This window comes from Streptomyces sp. NRRL B-24085, from assembly GCF_001282115.1.
GTDB lineage: Bacteria > Actinomycetota > Actinomycetes > Streptomycetales > Streptomycetaceae > Streptomyces.
In genome coordinates this window covers 1-24,403 of record NZ_LJBR01000199.1, presented here as the reverse complement: position 1 = coordinate 24,403, position 24,403 = coordinate 1, and the positions used below count along the sequence as shown (strand labels likewise).

19 protein-coding genes are annotated in these 24,403 nt (G+C 71.4%); 15 read left to right on the top strand and 4 right to left on the bottom strand.

The annotated features are described in order from the left end of the window. Positions 1–545: chloramphenicol phosphotransferase CPT (gene cpt / locus AOJ26_RS21920; protein WP_063790302.1), on the bottom strand; the 545-nt coding region annotated here is incomplete at its 3' end. A gap of 196 nt (positions 546–741) precedes the next feature. Between cpt and AOJ26_RS21915 the strand changes: the two genes are divergently transcribed. The 10 genes from AOJ26_RS21915 (at position 742) to AOJ26_RS21870 (ending at position 12,164) form a co-directional block, all read left to right on the top strand. After that, complete coding sequence (locus tag AOJ26_RS21915; protein WP_053850031.1) at positions 742–1,965, top strand: NAD(P)/FAD-dependent oxidoreductase; 1,224 nt, start codon at positions 742–744, stop codon at positions 1,963–1,965. Further along, the gene (gene nirB, locus AOJ26_RS21910) at positions 1,965–4,568 is read left to right on the top strand and encodes a nitrite reductase large subunit NirB (RefSeq protein ID WP_053850030.1); all 2,604 of its coding nucleotides are present in this window, start codon (positions 1,965–1,967) and stop codon (positions 4,566–4,568) included. Before AOJ26_RS21915 ends, nirB begins: the two co-directional genes overlap by 1 nt. Then, a complete protein-coding gene (gene nirD / locus AOJ26_RS21905; RefSeq protein ID WP_053850029.1) occupies positions 4,565–4,915 on the top strand; it encodes a nitrite reductase small subunit NirD in 351 nt (116 codons plus the stop codon). The genes nirB and nirD overlap by 4 nt, the downstream gene beginning before the upstream one ends. A 224-nt stretch (positions 4,916–5,139) precedes the next feature. Next, complete coding sequence (locus AOJ26_RS21900) at positions 5,140–5,472, top strand: trypco2 family protein (protein WP_053850028.1); 333 nt, start codon at positions 5,140–5,142, stop codon at positions 5,470–5,472. A gap of 2 nt (positions 5,473–5,474) precedes the next feature. Next, the gene (locus tag AOJ26_RS21895; RefSeq protein ID WP_053850027.1) at positions 5,475–8,591 is read left to right on the top strand and encodes an NACHT domain-containing protein; all 3,117 of its coding nucleotides are present in this window, start codon (positions 5,475–5,477) and stop codon (positions 8,589–8,591) included. An 84-nt stretch (positions 8,592–8,675) separates the two neighbouring features. Further along, positions 8,676–8,960 carry a hypothetical protein gene (locus tag AOJ26_RS21890; protein WP_053850026.1) on the top strand — a complete coding sequence of 95 codons (285 nt, stop codon included), beginning with the start codon at positions 8,676–8,678 and terminating at the stop codon, positions 8,958–8,960. Positions 8,961–9,069: 109 nt separating this feature from the next. Then, entirely contained in the window at positions 9,070–9,942 is an 873-nt protein-coding gene (locus tag AOJ26_RS21885; RefSeq protein ID WP_159044355.1) for a WXG100 family type VII secretion target, read from the top strand. Between the two features lie 97 nt (positions 9,943–10,039). Continuing rightward, positions 10,040–10,624, top strand: coding sequence for a TetR/AcrR family transcriptional regulator (locus tag AOJ26_RS21880; RefSeq protein ID WP_053850024.1), 585 nt, complete (start codon positions 10,040–10,042; stop codon positions 10,622–10,624). Positions 10,625–10,697: 73 nt separating this feature from the next. Continuing rightward, the gene (locus AOJ26_RS21875; protein WP_053850023.1) at positions 10,698–11,459 is read left to right on the top strand and encodes an SDR family NAD(P)-dependent oxidoreductase; all 762 of its coding nucleotides are present in this window, start codon (positions 10,698–10,700) and stop codon (positions 11,457–11,459) included. Between the two features lie 54 nt (positions 11,460–11,513). Continuing rightward, complete coding sequence (locus tag AOJ26_RS21870) at positions 11,514–12,164, top strand: LysE family translocator (protein ID WP_053850022.1); 651 nt, start codon at positions 11,514–11,516, stop codon at positions 12,162–12,164. Between the two features lie 15 nt (positions 12,165–12,179). Here AOJ26_RS21870 and AOJ26_RS21865 read toward each other — a convergent pair whose 3' ends face one another. After that, positions 12,180–13,106: an oxidoreductase gene (locus tag AOJ26_RS21865; protein WP_053850021.1), complete on the bottom strand. Its 927-nt coding sequence runs from the start codon at positions 13,104–13,106 to the stop codon at positions 12,180–12,182. Positions 13,107–13,306: 200 nt separating this feature from the next. Here AOJ26_RS21865 and AOJ26_RS21860 point away from each other — a divergent pair, with 200 nt between their 5' ends. Together AOJ26_RS21860 and AOJ26_RS21855 are read left to right on the top strand one after the other, a co-directional pair. Further along, positions 13,307–13,786 carry an excalibur calcium-binding domain-containing protein gene (locus AOJ26_RS21860; RefSeq protein ID WP_053850020.1) on the top strand — a complete coding sequence of 160 codons (480 nt, stop codon included), beginning with the start codon at positions 13,307–13,309 and terminating at the stop codon, positions 13,784–13,786. Positions 13,787–13,963: 177 nt separating this feature from the next. Next, a complete protein-coding gene (locus tag AOJ26_RS21855; protein WP_053850019.1) occupies positions 13,964–14,365 on the top strand; it encodes an excalibur calcium-binding domain-containing protein in 402 nt (133 codons plus the stop codon). Between the two features lie 135 nt (positions 14,366–14,500). Here AOJ26_RS21855 and ppdK read toward each other — a convergent pair whose 3' ends face one another. Then, on the bottom strand, positions 14,501–17,221 hold the full coding sequence (ppdK, locus tag AOJ26_RS21850; RefSeq protein WP_053850018.1) for a pyruvate, phosphate dikinase: 2,721 nt from the start codon (positions 17,219–17,221) through the stop codon (positions 14,501–14,503). Between the two features lie 407 nt (positions 17,222–17,628). Further along, positions 17,629–18,828, bottom strand: coding sequence for an ROK family transcriptional regulator (locus tag AOJ26_RS21845; protein WP_053850034.1), 1,200 nt, complete (start codon positions 18,826–18,828; stop codon positions 17,629–17,631). 120 nt (positions 18,829–18,948) lie between these two features. Between AOJ26_RS21845 and AOJ26_RS21840 the strand changes: the two genes are divergently transcribed. The 3 genes from AOJ26_RS21840 to AOJ26_RS21830 all read left to right on the top strand — a co-directional run bounded on the left by AOJ26_RS21840 (position 18,949) and on the right by AOJ26_RS21830 (position 24,210). Beyond that, on the top strand, positions 18,949–20,397 hold the full coding sequence (locus AOJ26_RS21840; RefSeq protein ID WP_053850017.1) for an MGH1-like glycoside hydrolase domain-containing protein: 1,449 nt from the start codon (positions 18,949–18,951) through the stop codon (positions 20,395–20,397). After that, positions 20,394–22,331, top strand: a complete 1,938-nt coding sequence (locus AOJ26_RS21835; protein ID WP_053850016.1) for a glycogen debranching N-terminal domain-containing protein — start codon at positions 20,394–20,396, stop codon at positions 22,329–22,331. The genes AOJ26_RS21840 and AOJ26_RS21835 overlap by 4 nt, the downstream gene beginning before the upstream one ends. Before the next feature lie 148 nt (positions 22,332–22,479). Next, positions 22,480–24,210 carry a CDP-alcohol phosphatidyltransferase gene (locus AOJ26_RS21830; protein ID WP_179200237.1) on the top strand — a complete coding sequence of 577 codons (1,731 nt, stop codon included), beginning with the start codon at positions 22,480–22,482 and terminating at the stop codon, positions 24,208–24,210. Positions 24,211–24,403 lie beyond the last annotated feature (193 nt).

Genomic DNA, 24,403 nt, shown 5'->3' with positions numbered 1-24,403 from the left:
CACGGGGAACCGCCGACGACCGCCGCGGCGATGGTGCGCGCGCAGTCCGGGGAGCCGGTGCGGGTGGTGTCCACCTCGATGTCGTAGACCACGCCCTGGTGGACGAGCTCGGCCTGCTTCTCCGCCATCCCGTGGACCCGGTCGCCCCGGGCGGTCTCGCGGGCCGCGGCAACGGCGGCCTCGCAGCGCACGCCGACCCACAGGACGTCGAGGCCGGCCAGGGTGTCCCGCCAGCGCTCCTGGGAGTGCGGGCCGCCGAGGAAGACGTCGTCGACGACGACCCGGGCGCCCGCGCGGACGGTCGCGGCGAGGCCCGCCCTCCAGGCCGCCTCCAGCCGTGTGAAGTCCGCTCCCACGCTCACCGTGCCGTCCGCCGTGACCTCCAGGCCCGCGTCCGACTCCTGGAGGGCCGGCGGCATCGAGTCGACGAAGTCGTCGATGCTGAACGCCAGCCACGGCTCGGGCAGCACGGCCTGGAGGGCACGCGCGAGCGCCGTCTTGCCGGAACTGGACCCGCCGTTGAGCACGATCACCTGAGTCGTCACGGCGTCACGGTAGCGTCAGGCCGGCCACTGGCCGTACGCGATATTCGCGCCCCGGGTCGCACGGGCGTCCTCACAGTGCTCCCGCGCCGCCCGTCCCGAACCCTCACACCCGCCCCCGGTCCCTGCTGAGGGCAGCGTTCCTCACGGGAAACAGAGGTGATGCGGTCGGGTAACACCCACCACGCACGCTCCTGACATGACCTCGAATACGCGTGTGGTGGTGATCGGCGCCGGGCTCGCGGGCGTCCGGCTCGCCCGGCGGCTCGGAGAGCTCGGCACGCCCGTGACGCTGATCGGCGAGGAGGAGCACCGCCCGTACAACCGGGTGCTCCTCGCCGAGGTACTGGCCGGGCGGTACACCCCCGACGTGATCGCGCTCCCGGCGCCGGCCGCGCTGACCCGTGCCCGGGTCACCGGCATCGACCGCGAGGCACGGACCGTCGAGTGCGCCGACGGTTCGCAGATCGCGTACGACACGCTGGTCCTGGCCACCGGCTCCAACCCGGTGCTTCCGCCGCTGCGCGGTCTGTTCACCCCCGACCACGTGCTGCCCGAGGGCGTGCACGCCTTCCGGACCATGGACGACTGCCTGGGACTGTCCAAGGCCGTGCGGCCCGGCGTGAAGGCCGTCGTCATCGGCGGCGGGCTCCTCGGGGTGTCCGCGGCCCGCGCGCTCGCCCAGCGCGGCGCCCAGGTGATCCTCGCCCAGCAGTCCGAGCGGCTGATGGAGCGCCAGCTCGACCCGAGCGCGTCCAAGCTCGTCCGCCGCCACCTCGTGGACCTCGGCGTCGAGGTCCACACCGACCTGCGCGTGCGGGACGTGCGCTGTGTCGGCGGGGCGGTCCGCTCGGTCGAGATGGCCGACGGATACGCGCTGGACGCCGAGATCGTGGTCCTGGCCTGCGGGGTCCACCCCCGTGTCGGTCTCGCGCAAACCGCGGGCCTGGACGTGCGCAAGGGCATCGTCGTGGACGACGAACTGCGCACCTCCGACCCGCACATCCACGCCATCGGCGACTGCGCCCAGCACGACGGCACGGTCTACGGCCTCGCCACCCCGGCCCTCGAACAGGCCGACGCGCTGGCCGAGTTGCTGGCGGCCGGCACCGGAAACCAAGGCGCCCGCTACACCGGCACCCGTTCGCTGACCCGGCTCACGCTGCCCGGGCAGACCGCCTTCGACCTGGCCGCGTTCGGCGAGACCGAGGCGCTGCCTGGCGACGACGTCGTCCAGCTCACGGACGCCACCCGCGGGACCTACCGCAAGGTCGTCGTCCGCGACGACCGCCTGGTCGGCGGGGTCCTCGTCGGCGAACTCGGCACCGTCGGCGCGCTCGCCCGCGCCTGGGAGGGAGCAGAGCCGCTCCCCTCCGACGGCGGACCGCTGCTCCACCTGCTCACCAACGATGGAGGCTCCTGATGACCGCCACCCCGGAGGCCACGGAGGCCACCCCCACGATCGTCCTCGTCGGCCACGGCATGGTCGGCCAGCGCTTCCTGGAGGCGCTCGCCGAGCGGGGCCTGACCGCCACCCACCGCGTGGTCGTGCTCTGCGAGGAACCGCGTCCCGCGTACGACCGGGTCGCGCTCACCTCGTACTTCTCGGGGAAGACGCCCGAGGAACTGTCCATGACGGACATGGAGTTCATCGAGACGCACGGCATCGAGCTGTACGTCGGCGACCCGGCCGTCGCGATCGACCGCGAGGCGAAGAAGGTCACCGCCAAGTCCGGTCAGGTCTTCGCGTACGAGACCCTCGTCCTCGCCACCGGCTCCTACCCCTTCGTGCCGCCGGTCCCGAACAAGGACGCCGAGGGCTGCTTCGTCTACCGCACGATCGAGGACCTCCTCGCCATCGAGGAGTACGCCAAGACCCGCACCACCGGTGCCGTGGTCGGCGGCGGTCTGCTCGGACTGGAGGCGGCCGGCGCCCTGAAGGGCCTCGGACTCACCTCCCACATCGTGGAGTTCGCGCCGCGGCTGATGCCGGTGCAGGTCGACGAGGGCGGTGGCGCGGCGCTGCTGCGGACCATCGAGGAGATGGGCCTGACCGTCCACACCGGGGTGGGCACGCAGGAGATCGTGGTCGACGCCGAGGGTGCCGTCACCGGCATGAAGCTGTCCGACGGCTCCGAACTCGCCACCGACCTGGTCGTGTTCAGCGCCGGTGTCCGCCCCCGCGACCAGCTGGCCCGCGAGTGCGGCCTGACCGTCGGCGAGCGCGGCGGCATCACCGTCGACGAGCAGTGCCGTACGGTCTCCGACCCGCACGTCTTCGCGATCGGCGAGTGCGCTCTGGCCGCCGACGGCCGGGTGTACGGCCTGGTCGCCCCCGGCTACGAGCAGGCCGAGACGGCGGCGGCGACCATCGCCTCCGACGAGGCCGCCTTCCTGGGCGCCGACCTCTCCACCAAGCTGAAGCTGCTCGGGGTGGACGTGGCGTCCTTCGGCGACGCGCACGGCGCGACCGAGGACTGCCTGGACGTCGTGTACTCCGACTCCCGCGCGGGCCTGTACAAGAAGCTGGTCATCGGCCGGGACGGCACGTTGCTCGGCGGCATCCTGGTCGGTGACGCGGAGGCGTACGGCACGCTGAAGGCGTTCACCGGTTCCGTCCCGCCGGTCTCTCCCGAGTCGCTGGTGCTGCCGGCCGGCGCGGGCGAGTCGGTGCAGCTCGGCCCGACCGCGCTGCCGGACGACGCGATCATCTGCTCCTGCAACAACGTCCGCAAGGGCACGATCCGCGGAGCGGTCACCGAGCACAACTGCACCACCGTGCCCGAGGTGAAGAAGTGCACCAAGGCCGGTACCACGTGCGGCAGTTGCGTCAAGGTGCTCGGCCAGCTGGTCACCGCGGAGCTGGAGGCGTCCGGCGTCGAGGTCGACAAGGGCCTGTGCGGCTGCTTCGCGCAGACCCGCGAGGAGCTCTACGAGATCGTCCTGGCCCTGCGCATCAACACCTACCAGGACCTCCTCGACCGCTACGGCCGCGACGGCGCCCGGGGCGGCGACGGCTGCGAGGTCTGCAAGCCGGCCGTCGGCTCGATCATCGCCTCCCTCGCCCCGACGATCGGCGCGAGCGGCTACGTCCTGGACGGCGAGCAGGCGGCCCTCCAGGACTCCAACGACCACTTCCTCGCCAACATCCAGAAGAACGGCTCCTACTCGGTCGTACCGCGCATCCCCGGCGGCGAGATCACCCCCGAGGGCCTCATCACGATCGGCGAGATCGCCCGCGACTTCGGCCTCTACACGAAGATCACCGGCGGCCAGCGGATCGACATGTTCGGCGCGCGGGTCGAGCAACTCCCGCTGATCTGGACGCGGTTGGTGGACGCCGGCTTCGAGTCCGGGCACGCCTACGGCAAGTCCCTGCGCACGGTGAAGTCCTGCGTCGGCCAGACCTGGTGCCGCTACGGCGTCCAGGACTCGGTCCGCATGGCCATCGACCTGGAGCTGCGCTACCGGGGCCTGCGCTCCCCGCACAAGCTGAAGTCGGCGGTGTCGGGCTGCGCCCGCGAGTGCGCGGAGGCCCAGTCGAAGGACTTCGGCGTCATCGCCACCTCCAACGGCTGGAACCTCTACGTCGGCGGCAACGGCGGCGCCACCCCGCGCCACGCGGACCTGCTCGCCCAGGACCTCACCGACGCCGAACTGATCCGGCTCATCGACCGGTTCCTGATGTTCTACATCCGCACCGCGGACCGCCTGGAGCGCACCTCGACCTGGCTGGAGCGCATCCCCGGCGGCCTGGACCACGTCCGTGACGTGGTCGTGGAGGACTCCCTCGGCATCTGCGAGGAGCTGGAGTCCCTGATGGCGGCCCACGTGGCGCACTACGCCGACGAGTGGGCGACCACCATCAACGACCCGGAGAAGCTCGCCCGGTTCGTGTCCTTCGTGAACGCCCCCGACACCCCCGACCCGGTCGTCGGCTTCGTCCCCGAGCGCGAGCAGATCAAGCCCGACCTGCCGCTGCTGACCATCGGCCACCGTCCCCTGGAAGGAAGCGCCCAGCGATGACCCTGGCACCCGAGACCACCGACCTGAAGGTCGAACTCCACCTGGACGGCGACTGGTTCGCGGTCTGCGAGCTGACCCGGCTGTTCCCCGGCCGGGGCGTGGCGGCCCTGCTGCCCGACGGCCGGCAGGCGGCCCTGTTCCGCGACCGCGCGGGCAACCTGTACGCCGTCGACAACCGCGACCCCTTCAGCGGCGCGGCGGTCCTCTCGCGCGGTCTGACCGGCAGTGCCCAGGGCCGGCCGTTCGTGGCCTCGCCCCTGCTCAAGCAGCGGTTCGACCTGGAGACCGGGCAGTGCCTGGACGACGAGTCGGTGCGGATCACGACGTACGAGGTACGGGCGCAGTGACATCGCGCGTACGAGCGTAGGGAGCGCTCCTGTTCTCCCTGGCCCGGAGCCACGGCGCTCCGGGCCGGACCCTGCTCCGGTGAGCCGCCCTGTTGCGGGGCGCACGGTGAGACAGTCCGTTGCACTGTGCGCCCTTGAAGTACGTGGACAGGGTGCGCCCCCCTCTCGCAGCGAGATAGGTTCTTGCAGTGGTGACGCGAGAGCCGGATGGTGAACGGGGGACAGTGAGCGACAGCATTGAGCTCGCCGATGTGGTCGGAGCCGTACGGGACGGCCTGGTGGAGGCCGCAAACCGGGGTGAGGGTCAAGGCCTCCGCTTCGAACTGGGTGAGATCCACATGGAGTTCGCGGTGGAGGTGCGCCGCGACGCCCGGGCACGAGGAGGCCTCAAGGCGTGGGTCGTCGACACGGGTGCGGAGGCCGGTGTGTCCAGGGCCCATACGCACAAGGTCTCGTTCACTCTGAAACCCAGGGACCGGGTGACGGGCCGGGACTGGCTCATCGCCGCTGACGACGAAGGCGATGTGAGCGGCTTCTCCGCCGCGGCACGGGACTGATCGTGCAGTTCGGCGATCGGGGCGGCCCTCTCGCGGACCGGCCGGCCGTAGTCCTCTGCGGGACCCAGGGCAGTGGCTATCTGCTCTCTCCGCGCGTCGTCCTGACGGCGGCCCATGTCGTCGCGCGTGGCTCCGGCATCCGGGTCCTCGTGCCCGGAAGGCGGGAGCCAGTGCGCTGCGAGCGCGTCTGGCAGCGCGACGACATGTCCTGCGACGCCGCCCTGCTGCTGGCCGACGAACCGCTCACCGACGAGGCTTCCGACGCTGCCTGGGCCTCCCGCTGGGGCAGAGTGGGCGGCATCGCACCCCTGCCCGGCTGTGAGGCCATCGGCTATCCGCACGTCCAGCGGGACGACCGAGCCCGGCTGGAGAGCGAGCACGTCACCGGTACCGTCAAGCCCGGCTCCGCGCTGGTCAGGCAGTCGTACGTGCTGGACGTCGACCATGTGCCCGCGCCCCGTGCCGACGGCGGCTCGCCCTGGGCCGGTTTCTCCGGCGCGGCCCTCTTCGCGCGAGGCCTGCTGATCGGGGTGGTCGCCGCCGACTCCGAGGGCTGGCTGCACAGCCGTCTCAAGGCCACGCCGGTCGATGAGCTCTTGAGCGACGAATCCTTCGTCCGAGCGCTGACCCAGTTGGGTTGCCCCGCCCCGGACGTCCGCGAGGTCCGCGGTCCGGCGACGGACCTGGACGCCGAGTTCGAGGAGCGCTACGCCGCGTACATCCGCGGCATACACAGTCGCCTGACGATCTACGGCGTCGACCTCAACCACGACCGTGAATGGCCGCTGGACGCCTCCTACTTGAGCCTGGAGGCCAGAGCCGGGCAGCGCCCGTCCGGGGGCGCCGACCGGACCGACCGCGACGGCCCCTTACCGGCCGACAAGGCCCTCGCCAGCCGGGACCGCGTGCTGTTGCGCGGAGTCGCCGGGTCCGGCAAGACCACCCTCGTCCAGTGGCTGGCAGTCGCCGCCGCCGGTGGTGGGGCGAGGGGCGACATGGCCTATCTCCACGGGCGCGTTCCGTTCGTCCTCCCCCTGCGCCACCTCGTCCGCGACGGCGCCCGACTTCCGTCGCCCGAGAACTTCCTGACCGCCGTAGGCTGCTCCATCGCGGGGGCCCAGCCGAGTTGCTGGACCGACCGCGTCCTGACCGGCGGGCGTGGGCTGCTCCTGGTCGACGGCATCGACGAGATCCCGGAACCGGACCGAGAACGCACTCGCGGGTGGTTGCGCGATCTGGTCGCCGCCTACCCGGGAAACCTGTGGCTGGTCACCTCCCGGCCGTCCGCCGTACATGACGACTGGCTTGCTCTCGACGGATTCGCCGAACTGGCTCTTCGTCCCATGAGCCGGGACGCGGTCACGGTGTTCGTGGAACGCTGGCACTCCGCCACGGGAGCCGACAGCTCCGTCGCCCACAGGCTGCTGATCGCCATCCGCACCAAGCAGGACCTTGCCGCGCTGGCCACCAATCCGCTGATGTGCGCCCTGATCTGCGCCCTGCACCGCGATCGACAGGGCTATCTGCCGCACGGCCGCAAGGAGCTGTACGACGCCGCTCTGGGGATGCTGCTGGAGCGCCGGGAGCAGCAGAAGGGGCTCTTCGAGACCATCGGTCTGGAGCTGACGAAGGAACCGCAGATCAAGCTGCTCCAGAAGCTGGCCTACTGGATGATCCGCAACCAGCACACCGAACTCCACCGCAGCCGGGCCACGCAGATCGTCACCGATGCCCTCCCCTCCGTACCGCAGGTGGCTCGACTCGGCGACGCGCAGTGCGTTCTGGACCATCTGCTGCTGCGCAGCGGACTGTTGCGCGAGCCGGCGGTGGACGCCATCGACTTCGTCCACCGCACCTTCCAGGACTTCCTGGCCGCGAGGGCAGCCGTGGAGGAAGGTGACTTCGGCCTGCTGGCCGCCCATGCGGACAGGACCCAGTGGGAGGACGTCATCAGGATGGCTGTCGCCCATGCCCGCCCCAAGGAGTGCGCGAACCTGCTCAAAGACCTGGTCGATCGCGGTGACAGGCTCGGCGACCGCCGTGTCCACCTGCTGGCCATGGCGTGTCTGGAGCACGTGGCGGAGCTAGACGAAGACGTCCGTACGCTGGTGAAGGCCCGGGCCTCGCGCATCATTCCGCCCCGCACCATCGAGGAGGCGGACGCACTGATCAAGGTCGGGCCGATGGTCCTGGAACTGCTGCCCGGCCCGGACAAGCTCACCGAGTGGGAGGCCGGGTACGTACTGGAGACCGCCGCGGGAATCGTCCACGACGCGGCTCTGCCTCTGCTCGCGCAGTTCTGTGCGGCACCATGGCCTCGGGTGCGGGAACGGGTCGTCGACGCCTGGGCATCATTCGACGCCGTCCGTTACGCGCGGGAGGTGATCGCACACCTCCCGGCGGAAGACATCCTCACCGTCAGGACTCCCGGGCAGCTGGCTGCCCTGCGGGGGCTCGGGAGCCGACCACGGCTGCGCCTGCGCGGCGACTTCGACGAGGCTGCGCTCACCGCTGCGGGCCCGCTCCTGCCCGGCTCCACGGACGAGCTGGTGATCAGTGTGAACAACGTACTCAGGAGTCTCGACTTCCTGAAGGACTGGGCAGGATTACGCCGTCTTACCTTGTCGAACTGCCCGAACCTGAGGTCCGTCGACGCCCTGGCTCAACTGCCGGGCCTGGAGTACTTCTCGATGGCCGAGCCCGGCGGTCTGCCCGTGCTGCCGGACATCGGCCGGTGGCCCGCGTTGCGAGCGCTCGTCCTCGGGAGAGGAAACAGCCCCGCCTCCATGGCGGACTGGGCAGCCATCCAGTGTCACCCGACGCTCGACGATCTGACGGTCTCGGCGCATTCGCTGAGCTGTCTCCCACCACGACTGGCCGTCACCGGGATCCGGCGACTGGCCCTCGTCGGATCTCTGCCCTCCAGCCTGTTTGCGGCGATGCCGGGGCAGTTCCCGCAGGTGTCCGTCCTGGACCTGGGCGAGGGTGTCCGGGACGAGGCGACCCGGGTACACAACTTCCCCCGGTTTCCTGCTCTCCGGCAGCTGATCGTCCCCAAGGGGGCGGTCCTGACCGGCTCCGACGGGCTCTCGGGAGTGCAGATCCTCGAAGCCTCGTAAGTGAACTCACCGTAAGGGGCGGTTCAAAGACTAGTAGTCTGCCGCCACACGGGACTTGAGTGACGGGGAGGGGCCTCATTGGCTGTGCAGCGCTACCAAGTCGACCTCGAAGAGATGGACTTGGCACTCCGTCGGCTGTACGGCGTCATCCGGCGCTTGGAGGAAGCGGAATCGAAGGCCCGCTACGAGACGGGCCTGGCCCGTGACTCGCTCGGCACCGGATTCGACGAGGCATACGAGTTCTTCGCCGGACAGGCTTCGGTGAAGACCCATTTGGAGGATGTCGCCACCCACCTCCGTGCCCTCGCGGAGGAACTCACCCGCAAGCTGAAATGGACACGGGACGCCTACGAGGACGCGGAGTATTAGGCACAGTCACATGGCAGAGAAGGAGTACGACTACCTGCGCCCGGGCCAGCGTTACGCGAGCAGGCATTCCACCGCGTTCGCGGCCAGGAGTCTGGCACAGTTGAAGGCAATGGTCGTGCACGCCGACCCAGAACAGGTCCGGACCGCCGGCCTTGGCTGGGACGCGGTCCGCGATGACCTCGTCGGAGGAGAGGACGGGGGCGTTCTCGGTGTGCTCGACGCCACTGTCGCCCGGCTCATGCGGTCCTGGCAGGGCGAAGCGGCCGAAGCGTTCCGCGCAGAGGTGGCACGCTTCCACCGCAAGATCGCCGACACCGCCGAACACGCCAGATACCTCTCCGTCTCCCTGCGAGGCGCCGCCAACGCGCTGCAGGAGTACAAGACCCACATCGACGCCATGTCCCCTGCCGGCGACGACATCCCGGGCAGCCGGGCGCGAACCAGTGCGGACCCCCCGAGCAAGGTGAACGCCGAGGATCTGCTGAACGCCGGCCGGGGCAAGCTGTCCGCCGGCGAGCAGCAAGCCCTCGAAGCAGCCGTGGTGATGGAGCAACTGGGGGCCGCGTACAACTCGCAGGTCGAGGCCATGGGGTCCTGGAGTCGGGAGAGGCTCACCGCACTGGACTGTCCGGGCGCGCCCGGTGGCATCGTGCCGTTGGCGGAGGTCAGACCGATCCCGTACTCGGTGACCTCCCGCGATGCTCCGCTGTCGCCTTCCCCGCCCCCCGTCGACTCACCGATCCCGACCGGAGTGAGTGGTGTCGTCCATGGTCTGAGGACCGCCGCCGCTTCCGTCACCGACGGAGGGGCCGACGGCGTACCAGGTGTGACCGGTGGGATTCCGCAGCACGACCCGACGCGCGGTAGAGACCGTGTCGTACCAAGTGACGTTCTCGGCGCCGCCCTTCCGGTCACGGCGGCCGGCCCCGGGGCCTCACTGGGCGGCTCCGGACTTCACCGGGGTCGCGGCCATAACCATTGACAGCCAGAGGAAATGACACTCGGTCGGCCGAACGCCGCGGGTGACGTCCACCTGTGTTTCTTGACCGACCGTTCTACACAGTCCTAGGCTCCTCCCCGTGGCCAGGACCAAGGAGTTCGATCCCGAGGCCGCGCTGCAGGCAGCCCTGGAGCTGTTCTGGCGGCGCGGCTACGAGGCGACGTCGATGTCCGACCTGGTGGCGCACCTCGGCATCGGGCGGGCCAGCCTCTACGCGACCTTCGGCAGCAAGCACGAGCTGTACCTGCGGGCGTTGGAGCGCTACGACCGGGCCGGGCTGCCGCCGATCGTGCGGGAGCTGTCCCAGCCGGGGCCCGCGCTGCCGGCCGTGCGGGCGGTCGTACGGCGGTACGCGACGGAGGCCGCAGACGAGCGACTGCGCCGCAAAGGCTGCATGGTCACCAACGCGGCCGCCGAGCTGGCCCCGCACGACCCGGCGGCCGAGCGGCACGTCGAGCGCAACTGGGACCAGCTGGAGACCGTGCTGCACTCGGCGCTGGTCCGCGCGCAGGCGCAGGGCGAACTGCCCGCGGAGCGCGACCCGTTGACCCTCGCCAGGATGCTGCTGGTGCTGCTCCAGGGGCTGCGGGTCGTCGGCAAGGCCTCGGCGGACCCGGCCCGGGTGCGGGACGCGGCGGAACAGGCGCTGGCGCTGCTCGACTGAACCCTTCGAGGGCGGGCGGCGCCCTTTTTTCTGCCGCCATACTGAACCGATCGGTCAAGAACAAGGGGAGATCATGACGCGCTTCACCGGCAGGACCGCTCTCGTCACCGGCGGGGGCTCCGGCATCGGCCGGGCCGTCGCCGTCGCGTTCGCCGCGGAGGGTGCGCAGGTGGTCGTGGCCGGACGCAGGCCGGAGCCGCTGGCGGAGACGGTCCGGCTGATCGAGGAGGCGGGCGGCAAGGCACTCCCGGTGACCGGGGACGTCACACGGGCCGCCGAGGTCGAGGCCGTCGTCGAGGCGGCCGTGGACCGCTTCGGCTCGCTCGACGTGGCCGTCAACAACGCCGGGGTGTTCCGGGGCGGGCGGCCCCTGGCCGAGCTGTCGTCCGCGGACTGGCGGGAGCAGCTCGACGTCAACCTGACCGGGGTGTTCCTGGCGCTCCGGGCCGAGATCCGCCGGATGCGCTCGCAGCCCTCCGGCGGCGCGATCGTGAACATCGCCTCCACCTTCGGCGCCCACACCCGCTCCCCCGGCGCCGCCGCGTACGCCGCCACCAAGGCGGCCGTCTCCGCCCTCACCCGGGGTGCGGCCCTGGATCACATCCGCGACGGCGTCCGCATCAACGCGGTCAGCCCGGGCGCGGTGGACACCCCGATGTCCCTGCGCCCCGGCGAGACGGAGGCGGACCGCGCGGAGCGCGTGCGGGCGGCCCTTCCGCTGGGCCGGGTCTCGTCCACGTCCGAGATCGCCGCCGCCGTGCTCTACCTGGCCTCGGACGACGCCTCGTCGGTGGTGGGCACGGACCTGGTGGTGGACAGCGGGGCGACGGCCTGACCCGCTCGGAAATATCCGCTGGAGAGCGAAAGTGCCCCGTGCTTGCATGGGTGCATGGTGCCCACCGACCGTCTCCTCGCCTTCGCGGCCATGTCGTTCCTGCTGATCGTGGTCCCCGGCCCCAGCGTGCTCTTCGTGATCGGGCGGGCACTCGCGCAGGGCAGGCGTGCCGCCCTGACCACGGTGGCCGGGAACACGGCCGGGGCCTACGTCCTGGTCCTCGCCGTGGCGTTCGGGGTCGGCTCGGTCGTGGAGCGCTCGGTGCTGGTGTTCACCGCGCTCAAGCTCGCCGGCGCCGCCTACCTGGTGTACCTGGGCGTCAAGGCGTGGCGCGGACGCGGCTCGCTGCGCGCGGCGTTCGCCGAGGACGTGACGGCGGCCGCGGCGGGCCACGGCGGTCTGCGCACGTTCTGGGAGGGGTTCGCGGTCGGTGTGACCAATCCGAAGACGATCGTGTTCTTCGCCGCCGTGCTGCCGCAGTTCGTGGACCGCGGCCAGGGTCATGTGGCCGCGCAGATGCTGCTGCTCGGGCTGGTGTTCAACGTCATCGCGCTGGTCTCCGACGCCGTGTGGGGTCTGGTCGCGGCGACCGCCCGGGGCTGGTTCGCCCGCTCGCCGCGCCGCCTCTCCCTGGTGGGCGGGGTGGGGGGCCTGACCATGATCGGGCTCGGTGTGACGGTGGCGGTGACCGGCCGCAAGGACTGACGGGACCGAGGGGGATCAGCCCTTCAGGGCGTCGTACGTCACCCCCGTGAGCTCCTCCGACGCGGTCCACAGGCGCTGCGACACCCGGTCGTCGCGGGTCCAGGGGGCCCGCCAGGTGGGGGCCGGGGAACCGCGCCACCCGGCCAGGGAGGGCCCGGTGAAGGAGTCGGGCGGCACGTCGGGGGCGGTGGCCGCGTAGAGGGTGGGCAGGGCTCCGGCGTCCGCGGACTGGGCGAAGAAGCGGTTGCCGACGCTCATGAGGCGTTCCGCCGTCCTGCGGCCGGCCATCCTCGGTCCCGCGGCCTGGAGGTTGGTGGCCGCGTACCCGGGGTGGGCCGCCGCGGCGACCACGTCCGAACCGTGCGCGGCCAGTCTGCGGGCCAGTTCGTGGACGAACAGCAGGTTGGCGGTCTTGGAGCGGGCGTAGGCGGTCCAACGCCGGTAGCGGCGCTCGCTGTTGAGGTCGGCGATGTCGATGTTGGCCAGGGCGTGCACCGGGCTGGAGACCGTCACGACGCGGGCGCCGGGTGTCCCGAGGAGCCTCGGCAGCAGCAGGCCGGTCAGCGCGAAGTGGCCGAGGTGGTTGGTGCCGAACTGGATCTCGAAGCCGTCGGCCGTCGTGCCGTACGGCAGCGCCATCACGCCCGCGTTGTTGACCAGCAGGTCGAGGCGGTCGTGGGGGTACGTGGTCGCGAACTCCCGTACGGAGGCGAGGTCCCCGAGGTCCAGGTGGGCGAACTCCACGTCCGCGTCCGGCACTTCGCCGGCCAGCCGGTCCCGGGCCGCGACCCCCCGCGCCTCGCTGCGGCAGGCGAGCAGCACGCGGGCGCCCCGGCGGGCGAGTTCCCGCGCGGTGGCGTACCCGATGCCGCTGTTGGCCCCGGTGACGACGGCCACGCGCCCGTTCTGGCCGGGGACGTCCTCGGCACTCCAGCCCGACATGACCGGCTCCCTCCGCAGACGGGGTGGGGTCCACCCTACGAGCGGAGCGCACGGGACGTAATCCGTCGGGCGAGGTGACGGGCCCGTTCCGGACGTGACACCGGATGGCATGTAATGGTCACGGAATGAACACTTCATCTCCACAAGTACGGCGTCCGCAATACGGTCATCCCCTCATGTAACGACTCCAGGGGGACGAGATGACCAACCCGTACCACACCCAGCCCACGCCTCCGTGGCAGCCGACACCGCCGCCCGCTTCCCGACCCGCCCCCAGGTGGGCCCGGAAGCGGTACGTCCTGCCCGCCCTCGCGCTCGCACTCTTCCTCGGCGTCGGCATGGGCGCCGGCGACCAGGACAAGCCGACGAACGACGCGAAGCCGGCCGCCGCGAAACCGCAGCCCACCGTCACCGTGACGGCGACCACGACGGCCACCGCGACGCCGGAGCCGGAACCCGCGGTCACGGTGACCGCCACGAAGACGGTCAAGGTCACGAAAACGGTCACGGCACAGGCCGAGGCGGACACCGACTCCGGGTCCGACACGGGTGCCGACAGCGTCTACTACGGCAACTGCTCCGAGGCCCGCGCCGCCGGCGCCGCGCCGATCCATCGCGGTGAGCCGGGGTACGCCTCCCACCTGGACCGGGACAACGACGGGGTGGCCTGCGACAGCTGAGCCGAAGGCACCACCGTGGCGGAGAGCTACCCTCCGGTCACGTCACGTTCGCATCACGGGTTGCTCATGTCGCCGACAGGGGAGGCGCGTCTCACTAGGTTCGTCACCTCATATCCGACTGATCGGCTCTTCTTGATCATCTGCGCGGATATCACCATGAACCTGGAAGGACCTGCTGTGAACCTGCTCCGCAAGCCCGGCGCCGTCGTCGTCGCCGCGCTGGCGCTGGCCGTGCTGCCGGGCGCCGCCTCGGCACACGACGGTGACCACCCGTTCGAGAACTGCATCGAGGCGTACGCCGCCGGCTACGCGAACATCCCCGAGGGCGACGAGCACTACGGCAGCCATCTCGACCGGGACGGCGACGGCATCGGCTGCGACCGGCCGCCCGCGGGCTTCGTGGCGCACGACGACGAGGCGGCGGCACCGGCCGAGGGCAGCGGCGAGAAGGGCCCGGACCTCGCCGAGACCGGCGGCGGGGGCGACACCACCGTGTACCTCGCCGCCGCGGGCTCGGCCGTCCTGCTCACCGGCGGCGCGCTCGTGGCGTCGACCCGCAGGCGTCGCGCCGAGCGCTGACCCCCGGGCACGCGGAGAGGGGGCGGCACCCCCGCACAAGGGTGCCGCCCCCTCTCTTCGTGATCCGGAACCGCCGCCCATCGGATGAGGGTCGGGGACGGACGGCGGTTCCGGGGCTCCAGTGGCCCTCGGGGCCTACCGGTGGTCGCTGCCGTTCGCCGTGATCGCCGCGCGCCCCGCCTCCAGGCGGGCCACCGGGATGCGGAACGGGGAGCAGGAGACGTAGTCCAGACCCACCTCGTGGAAGAAGTGGACCGACTCCGGGTCGCCGCCGTGCTCACCGCAGACGCCGAGCTTGAGGTCGGGGCGGGTGCGCCGACCCGCCTCCGCGGCCAGCTTCACCAGGGAGCCGACCCCGTCCTTGTCGATCGTCTCGAAGGGGGAGACTCCGAAGATGCCCTTCTCCAGGTAGGCCGTGAAGAAGGAGGCCTCCACGTCGTCCCGGCTGAAGCCCCACACCGTCTGGGTGAGGTCGTTCGTGCCGAAGGAGAAGAACTCCGCCGCCTCCGCGATCTGACCGGCGGTCAGCGCGGCCCGCGGAAGCTCGATCATCGTGCCGATCGACAGCTTCAGCTCCACACCGGTCGCCGCCTCGACGTCCGCGACGACCTGGTCCGCCTCCTCGCGGACGATCTCCAGCTCCTGGACCGTGCCGACGAGCGGGATCATGATCTCCGCGCGCGGGTCGCCCTTGGCGTTCTTGCGCTCGGCCGCCGCCTCGGCGATCGCGCGGACCTGCATGGTGAACAGGCCGGGGATGACCAGGCCCAGGCGCACGCCGCGCAGGCCCAGCATCGGGTTCTGCTCGTGCAGCCGGTGCACGGCCTGGAGCAGGCGCAGTTCGTTCTCGTGCGGCTCCTGGCGGGACTCCGCGAGCGCCACGCGGACCGACAGCTCGGTGATGTCGGGGAGGAACTCGTGCAGCGGCGGGTCGAGGAGCCGGATCGTCACCGGCAGCCCGTCCATCGCCGAGAACAACTCGACGAAGTCCTGCTTCTGGAGCGGGAGCAGTTCCTTCAGGGACTCCTCACGCTCGGCCTCCGTGTCGGCCAGGATGAGCCGCTCGACCAGCTCACGGCGGTCCCCGAGGAACATGTGCTCGGTACGGCACAGCCCGATGCCCTGGGCGCCGAACCGGCGGGCGCGCAGCGCGTCCTCGGCGTTGTCCGCGTTGGCCCGCACCCGCAGGCTCCGCTTGCGGTCGGCGAACGCCATGATCCGGTGCACGGCCTCGACCAGCTCGTCGGCGTCGGCGGCGCCCGCGTGCATCCGGCCCTCGAAGTACTCGACGACGGGGGACGGCACGACCGGGACCTCACCGAGGTACACCTTGCCGGACGACCCGTCGATGGAGATCAGGTCGCCCTCCTCCACGACATGCCCGCCCGGAACCGTCATCCGGCGCCGCTTGGTGTCGACCTCCAGCTCCTCGGCGCCGCAGACACAGGTCTTGCCCATGCCGCGCGCGACGACGGCCGCGTGGGAGGTCTTGCCGCCGCGGGAGGTCAGGATGCCCTCGGCGGCGATCATGCCGTCGAGGTCGTCGGGGTTGGTCTCCCGGCGGACCAGGATGACCTTCTCGCCGGAACGCGACCACTTGACGGCGGTGTACGAGTCGAAGACGGCCTTGCCGACGGCCGCGCCCGGCGAGGCCGCGATGCCCCGGCCGACCTGCGCGACCTTCGTGTTCTCGTCGAAGCGCGGGAACATCAGCTGGGCGAGCTGGGCCCCGGTGACGCGCTGGAGCGCCTCGGCCTCGTCGATCAGGCCCTGGTCGACGAGCTGGGTGGCGATCCGGAAGGCCGCGCCCGCCGTGCGCTTGCCGACCCGGGTCTGGAGCATCCACAGCTGGCCGCGCTCGATGGTGAACTCGATGTCGCAGAGGTCCTTGTAGTGGTTCTCCAGCGTCTCCATGATCTGCATCAGCTGGTCGTACGACTTCTTGTCGATCTGCTCCAGCTCCGCGAGCGGGACGGTGTTGCGGATGCCCGCGACGACGTCCTCGCCCTGCGCGTTCTGGAGGTAGTCGCCGTAGACGCCCTGGTGGCCGGAGGCGGGGTCGCGGGTGAAGGCGACACCGGTGCCGGAGTCGGGGCCGAGGTTGCCGAAGACCATCGAGCAGACGTTGACGGCGGTGCCCAGGTCGTGCGGGATGCGCTCCTGGCGGCGGTAGAGCTTGGCGCGGTCGGTGTTCCAGGAGTCGAAGACCGCGTGGATGGCGAGGTCCATCTGCTCGCGCGGGTCCTGCGGGAAGTCCCGGCCGGCCTCCTTCTTGACGATCTTCTTGAAGGCGGTGACCAGCTTCTTGAGGTCGGCGGCCTCCAGGTCGGTGTCGACCGTGACCTTCTTGGCCTCCTTGGCCTTGTCGAGGGCCTCCTCGAAGAGGTCGCCGTCGACGCCGAGGACGGTCTTGCCGAACATCTGGATCAGGCGCCGGTAGGAGTCCCAGGCGAAGCGGTCGTCGCCGGCCTGCTGGGCGAGACCCTGGACCGACTTGTCGGAGAGACCGATGTTCAGGACGGTGTCCATCATTCCGGGCATGGAGAACTTCGCGCCGGAGCGGACCGAGACGAGCAGCGGGTCGTCGGCCTGGCCGAGCTTCTTGCCCATGCGCTGCTCCAGCGCGTCGAGGTGCGCACTCACCTCGTCACGCAGTGCCGCCGGCTCCTCACCGCTGTCGAGGTAGACCTTGCACGCCTCGGTCGTGATGGTGAAGCCGGGGGGAACGGGAAGCCCCAGGTTGGTCATCTCGGCGAGGTTCGCGCCCTTGCCACCCAGGAGGTCCTTGAGGTCCTTGTTTCCCTCGGTGAAGTCGTAGACGAACTTCGCTACGTGAGGATCTTTGTTTTCCGACACGGGTCTCGACTCCCTCGAGGACGCGGTGGCTGCCCTGACGGCGAGGAACATACCCAGATCGAAGGCTTCTGGGTACGTCTGCTCGGGCGTCATACGCCCGTAACCAGCCGTCCGCCAGCGGATCGAAAGTCAAAGCTTGGCAAGCGACAGTCGCCGGATGTTTTCACTTCTTGAACGCAAGCGGGCTCCAGCACTCCTTGATCCGCTCACATGAGCACCCTATGCCCACATCTGATTTCGATCGATGAACGATCAAGGGGTGGCACTGAGTGCCACCCCTTGGAGAAGTGCAGTCGCCCAAGATCCGCTCATCTGAGCCCTGCCCTTATCAAGCGTGGCGAGAATCACGCTGCCACAGCGGGCCGGATTTCACCATGCGGACGGGCATCCGGGCCGAAACACGGACGTCATACGCCCATCGCCAGCAACCGCTCCTCGACCCGCTCGGGCGCGTACAGGTGCTCCACCACCAGCGCGCCCGCCCCGACCAGCCCGGCCCGCTCCCCCAGCCGTGAGGTCACGACGTCGAGGCGGGCGGTGGAACGCGGCAGCGCCCGCTGGTACAGCAGCTCCCGCACCCCCGTGAGGAAGGGGGTTCCGGCCAGATCTCCGGCGATCATCAGGACCCCCGGGTTCAGCAGGGTCACGACCGTCGCCAGGACGTCCCCGACGTGCCGCCCCGCCTCGCGCGCGAGGGCCGCCGCCCCGGGGTGCCCGGACGCGAGCAGGTCCCGCACGTCCGCCCCCGAGGTCGCGGGCACGCCGGTCGCCGCCAGCCGGCGGGCCACGGCACCGCCACTGGCGACGGCGGCGAGACAGCCGTAGGACCCGCAGCGGCACAGTGCCTCCGCGCCCGCCGGCACCCGGATGTGGCCCAGGTCGCCGGCGCCGCCGTCGATGCCCCGGTAGACCGAGCCGTCCACCACGACTCCGGCGCCGATGCCGGTGGAGACCTTGACCAGCACGAACGCCGCGCAGTCGGGATACGCGGTGCGCTGTTCGCCGTACGCCATGAGGTTGGCGTCGTTGTCGACGAGCACGGGGACCCGACCGGCCCCGGTGTGCTCGGTGAAGGAGCCGGCGAGGCGGCCTCTTATGTCGTAGCCGTCCCAGCCGGGCATGATCGGCGGCTGGACCACCCGGCCGCTCTCCCGGTCGACCGGGCCCGGCACGGCCAGCCCGATGCCGCAGACCTCGGACGCCCGGTGCCCGGCCTTCTCCAGCAGCTCGGCGAACCAGCGGCCCAGCTCGCCGAGCACGGCGTCCGGGCCGTCCTCGACGACCAGGGTGCCGCTGTGCTCGGCGAGGATCTCGCCCGTCAGGGAGAGCACGGCCGCACGCGCGTGCCGGGTGTCCAGGTCGGCGGCGAGGACGACGGCGTGGGCGTCGTCGAACTCCAGGGTGATGGAGGGGCGGCCGCCCAGCGGGGAGTCCACGGGACCCCCGGCGCCCTCGCGGAGCCAGCCCGCGCGGAAGAGGCGGTCGAGGCGCTGGCCGACGGTCGCCCGGGACAGTCCGGTGGCCTGTTGCAGCGCGCCGCGCGTGACGGCCCGTCCGCTGCGGACCAGTTCGAGCAGATCTCCGGCACCGGTCTGACGTCCAGCCATGCTCACCCCCTTGTGTTTCTCAACTCTGCATTACATATTGGGTTTTGCGTGTTAAATAGACGTAACCCTACGGTAGCCCTGACCGAACCGGTCAGCCACACGTCTTTCGGGGAGCCCCGAGTGGATCGCACCGCCCAGCTCGTCACCCCTTCCGCACAGCACTCGATCGCATACGATCCGCCGGGTTCGTCACATTCCGTGCACACCGCGGCCGCGCGGGTGCTGGAGGCCAACTGGACCGGCACCTCCACGGTGCCCTCGCGCCACCTGTACCCGCACCAGTGGTCCTGGGACTCCGCCTTCATCGCGATCGGCCTGCGCCACCTGTCGCCGCTGCGGGCCCAGACCGAGCTGGAGACCCTGCTGGCGGCCCAGTGGGGCGACGGGCGTGTCCCGCACATCGTGTTCAACCCCTCCGTACCGCTCGACGCGTACTTCCCGAGCCCCGACTTCTGGCGCTCCGCCACCGCGGGGCGGGCCGCGGGCGCCCCGCGCACCGTACAGACGTCCGGCATCGTGCAGCCACCGGTCCACGCGCTGGCCGCGTGGCTGGTGCACCGCGCCGACCCCGGCCTGTCCCGGGCGCGCGGCTTCCTCGCCCGGGTGTACCCGCGCCTGGCCGCCTGGCACCGCTATCTGCTGCACCGCCGGGACCTGGGCGGCGGCGGCCTCGCGTCCGTCGTGCACCCCTGGGAACAGGGTATGGACAACAGCCCGGCCTGGGACCTCCCGCTGTCCCGCGTCACACCGGCCCCGGCCCGCTCCTTCCGCCGCGCCGACCTCGACCACGGGGCGGCCGAGGACCGGCCGACGGACCTGGACTACGGCCGGTACGTACGGCTGGCGGCCGACTACCGGGACGGCGGGTACCGGGATGGGACGGGCGGGGGCCGGGGTGTCGGCACCGCCGGGTTCGCCGTCGAGGATCCGGCCTTCAACGCCCTGCTCATCGCCTCCGAGCACGCCCTCGCCAGGATCGCCGCCGAGCTGGGCGCGCCCGGCACCGCCCGGCACGCGCGCGCGGAGCGGCTGACGGCCGTACTGGTGGAGAGGCTGTGGGACCCGGCGAGCGGCATGTTCCTGTGCCGGGATCTCGGGGCCCCGGCACAGGACGGGCGCGGTTCCCTGATCCCCGAGCGGAGCGTCTGCGGCCTGGTCCCCCTGCTGCTGCCCGGCCTCCCGCGGGACCTCGCCCTCACGCTCGTGCGCACCGCCACGGGCCCCCATTTCGGGCTGGGCACCAGCACCCGCCTCCCGCCCAGCTACGACCTCCTCGGCGAGGCCTTCGACCCGCACCGCTACTGGCGCGGCCCGGCCTGGTTCAACACGGCGTGGCTGCTGGAGCGGGGCCTGCGCGTCCACGCCGAGCACCGACGGGCCGACGCGCTGCGGGAGTCGGTCCTCGCACTCGCCGCGGCCGGCGACTTCGCGGAGTACGTCGACCCGTACACCGGCGAGGCCTGCGGGGCGACCGGCTTCGGCTGGACCGCCGCGCTCGCGCTCGACCTGCTGCACAGCGACACCACAGTCACGGCGGACATGGGACTCAAGGGAGGGGACCGGCCATGACGGACCGGCATCATCTGCTCGTGCACGGCGGGATGTTCGCTGCCGTGGGTGACGGCGGGGACATCAGCGGCGTCCGGAACGGCACGTCACCGGACGGCTTGTTCGTCCGGGACGCCCGGCACCTGAGCCGCTGGCAGCTCACGGTCGACGGCGCGGTCCCGGAGGCCCTGTCGCCGGTCGCCGACGGTGACACCGCGCGCTGTGTCCTGGTGCCGCGGGGCGGCCGCCAGGAACCCCCGGCGCACACCCTGTTCCGCGAACAGGCGGTGGGGGACGGCTCGTTCGTCGAGTCGCTCCGGGTCACCAGCAACCGTCCGGTACCGACGACGGTACGGCTCGCGATCACCGCGGACGCCGACTTCACCGACCAGTTCGAACTCCGCTCCGACCACCGCACCTACACGAAGACGGGCGTCACCCGCACCCGTGAAGTCCGCGACGACGGCGTGGAGTTCGGCTACCAGCGCCACGAGTGGCGGTCCTGTACGACGGTGACGGCCGACCCCGCCCCGGACGGCGTGGAGGAGACCGGCACCGGGGCCAGGCGCCTGGTCTGGACGCTCGGCCTGGAGCCGCACGGCACGGCCGAGCTGATCCTGCGCGTGATGGCCCGCCCGCACGGCGACAAGCGGGCCCGGCGGGTTCCGAGCTCCCCCGCCGCCGTGAACCGTCACCTCCTGGAGCTGGAGGGCGAGTTCGTGGAGGGGGTGGCTTTCCCGACCGGCTGGCCGGAGCTGGCGGCGGCCTGCGCCCGGGGTCTCGCCGACCTGGCCTCGCTCCAGGTCCCGGCCACCGGCCCGGACGGCGAGGATCTGCGTGTCCCGGCCGCGGGCGCCCCCTGGTTCCTGACCCTTCTCGGCCGCGACGCCCTCCTCACCTCGCTCTTCGCCCTCCCCTACCGGCCCCGGCTGGCCGCCGCGACCCTCCCCGCGCTGGCCGCCACCCAGGCCACCGAGACCGGCGCGGCCTCCGTGGCCCAGCCCGGCAAGATCGTGCACGAGGTACGGCACGGGGAGCTCGCGCACTTCGGGCAGGTGCCGTACGGCCGCTACTACGGCTCGGTCGACGCGACCCCGCTGTTCCTCGTGCTGCTCGGCGCGTACGTGGAACAGACCGGGGACGCCGCCCTCGCCCGGCGCCTGAAGTCCCACGCCAGGGCCGCGGTCGGCTGGATGCTCGACCACGGCGGCCTCACCTCGCGCGGCTACCTCGTCTACCGCGCCGACCAGGGCGGCCTCGCCAACCAGAACTGGAAGGACTCGCCGGGGTCGATCTGCGGCGCCGACGGGAGTCGCCCGAGCGGCCCGGTGACGGCGGCGGGCGCCCAGGGCTACGCGTACGACGCGCTGCGCAGGACCGCGTGGCTCGCGCGCACGGTGTGGCAGGACAAGACATACGCGGCACTGCTCGAACAGGCCGCGGCGGACCTGCGGGACCGCTTCCAGCGGGACTTCTGGATGCCGGACCGCTCCTTCCCGGCCCTCGCGCTGGACGGCGAGGGCCGGCAGGTCGACGCGCTGGCCTCGGACGCCGGGCATCTGCTGTGGTCGGGGCTGCTCGACAAGGAGTACGGCGAGCTGGTGGGCCGACGCCTCCTCGAACCGGACTTCTTCTCCGGCTGGGGCGTGCGCACGCTGGCCTCCGGCCAGCCGGCCTACCATCCGCTCTCCTACCACCGGGGCTCGGTCTGGCCGCACGACAACGCGCTGATCGCGCTGGGGCTCGCCCGCTACGGACTGCACGACGAGGCGCGGGAGGTGGCGCACGGGCTGGTGGACGCGGCCACGGTGACCGGGCACCGGCTGCCGGAGGTGCTGGCGGGGTACGGAAGGGAGTCCCACGGCGAGCCGGTGCCGTATCCGCACGCGTGTGTGCGGGAGTCCCGGGCGGCGGCGGCGCCTCTTGCCCTGCTGACGGCGGTCGGGGGCGCCTGATCGCACAGTCTCACCGTTGACCAAGCGTTGGGGCGGTGTTTGCCCCAGGACGTGAACCGCGGCCCGGGGTGGGCCGTACGGGACGGTGGCGGATCCGGGACCCCAGACGGGTCCGCCTTCCACCAGGACCGTATGGAAGGACCCTCGGGTGTCCGAGACCCTTGCAGAGAGCACGTCACCCGAGGCCGAGGCGACGAGCGGGGACAGTCCGCCGGCCCGGAAGCCGTCCTGGCGGGACGCGCACCCCACCGCCGTACGCAACACGCGGTGGGCGCTGAACGTCCTCGCCGCCCTGCTCGTCCTCGGGGCCCTGCTCCTGCCCAACAAGATCACCTACCTGCACCCGCGGGAGTTCGCGCGGATACCGGCCGAGGCGATCCTCGGGGCCGCCGTGACGCTCGCGCTGCCGCGTCGGCCGCGGCTGGCGGTGGCCGTGACGGCCGGCGTGGGGCTCGGGGTGATGACGGTCCTGAACCTGCTCGACATGGGCTTCAACGACTACCTCGGGCGGCCCTTCAACCTCGTCCTGGACTGGGAGCTGCTCGACGACGCGCAGTCCTACGTCGCGGACTCGATGGGCCGGGCCGTGGCGGTCGGAGCCGTGATCGGCGTGATCGTCCTCGTGCTCGTGCTGCTGGTGCTCATGACGCTGGCGATGGTCAGGCTGAGCGGCCTGCTGGTCCTGCACCGGCGGACCGCCACGCGCGGCACGCTCCTCGCCGCCACCGTCTGGGTCACCTGTTCCGCACTCGGCCTCCAGGTCCTCGGCACCCCGCTGGCCTCCGAGCACACCGCCGCGCTCACCGCGCTCCAGGCCAAGCGGGTGCTGTACACCGTGCGGGACGAGGCCGAGTTCCAGAAGGTGGCCAGGGTCGACGCCTTCGGCAACACGCCGGGTTCCCAGCTGGTGCCCGACCTGCGCGGCAAGGACATGATCTTCACCTTCATCGAGAGCTACGGCCGCAGCGCCGTCGAGGACCCGGCCATCGCGCCCGGCGTCGACAGGACCCTCGACACGAGCACCGCGGCCCTCGCGAAGGCCGGCTTCCACGCGAAGAGCGGCTGGCTGACCTCGGCGACGTACGGCGGCAGCAGCTGGCTCGGCCACTCGACCACCCTCTCCGGCCTGTGGATCGACAACCAGCAGCGCTACCGCACGGTCATGGCCAGCGACCACCTCAGCCTCACCAAGGCGTTCAGGAAGACCGGCGACTGGGACACGGTCGGGGTGATGCCGGGCGTCCAGAAGGGCTGGCCGGAACAGGAGTACTACGGCCTCGACAAGGTCTACAACGCCTTCCAACTCGGCTACCGGGGGCCCAAGTTCAGCTGGTCCACGATGCCCGACCAGTACGCCCTGGAGGCCTACCAGCGCCAGGTCCACGGCAGGAAGCGCGACAAGCCGCTGATGTCCGAGATCATCCTGACCTCCAGCCACCAGCCCTGGGCCCCCATCCCCAAGATGGTCGACTGGGACGACCTGGGCGACGGCTCGGTCTTCAAGCCCATCCAGAAGGCCGGCAACAAGGCCTCCGACATCATCGCCGACCCCACCCGCTCCAAGCAGGAGTACGGCAAGTCCATCTCCTACTCGGTCACCGCGCTCACCCAGTGGCTGGAGCGCTACGGCACCGACGACACGGTCCTCGTCTTCCTCGGCGACCACCAGCCGATCGCCCGGGTCAGCGGGGAGAACGCCAGCCGTGACGTCCCGATCTCGATCGTCGCCAAGGACCCGGACGTCCTGGCCAAGATCGCCTCCTGGAACTGGACGGACGGCCTCAAGCCCGCCCACGACGCCCCGGTCTGGAAGATGAGCTCCTTCCGAGACCGCTTCCTGACGGCCTACGGCTCGACCCCCCATCCGTCCAAGGGGTAACGGTCGCCCGAGGGGGTGCCGGGTTCGGTCGCGCGGCGCGTGCGGACCGGTGGGGGCTGGTCACGCAGTTCCCCGCGCCCCTGGGTGGGTCATGGGGACGCTCGTGCAGACGCGTACGGCGGTGAGGGGACGGGGTGGGGGGTGTCCGCCCGCAGCGGCCGGCGTCCGTTACGGAGCACTGTTGAAGAGCCTG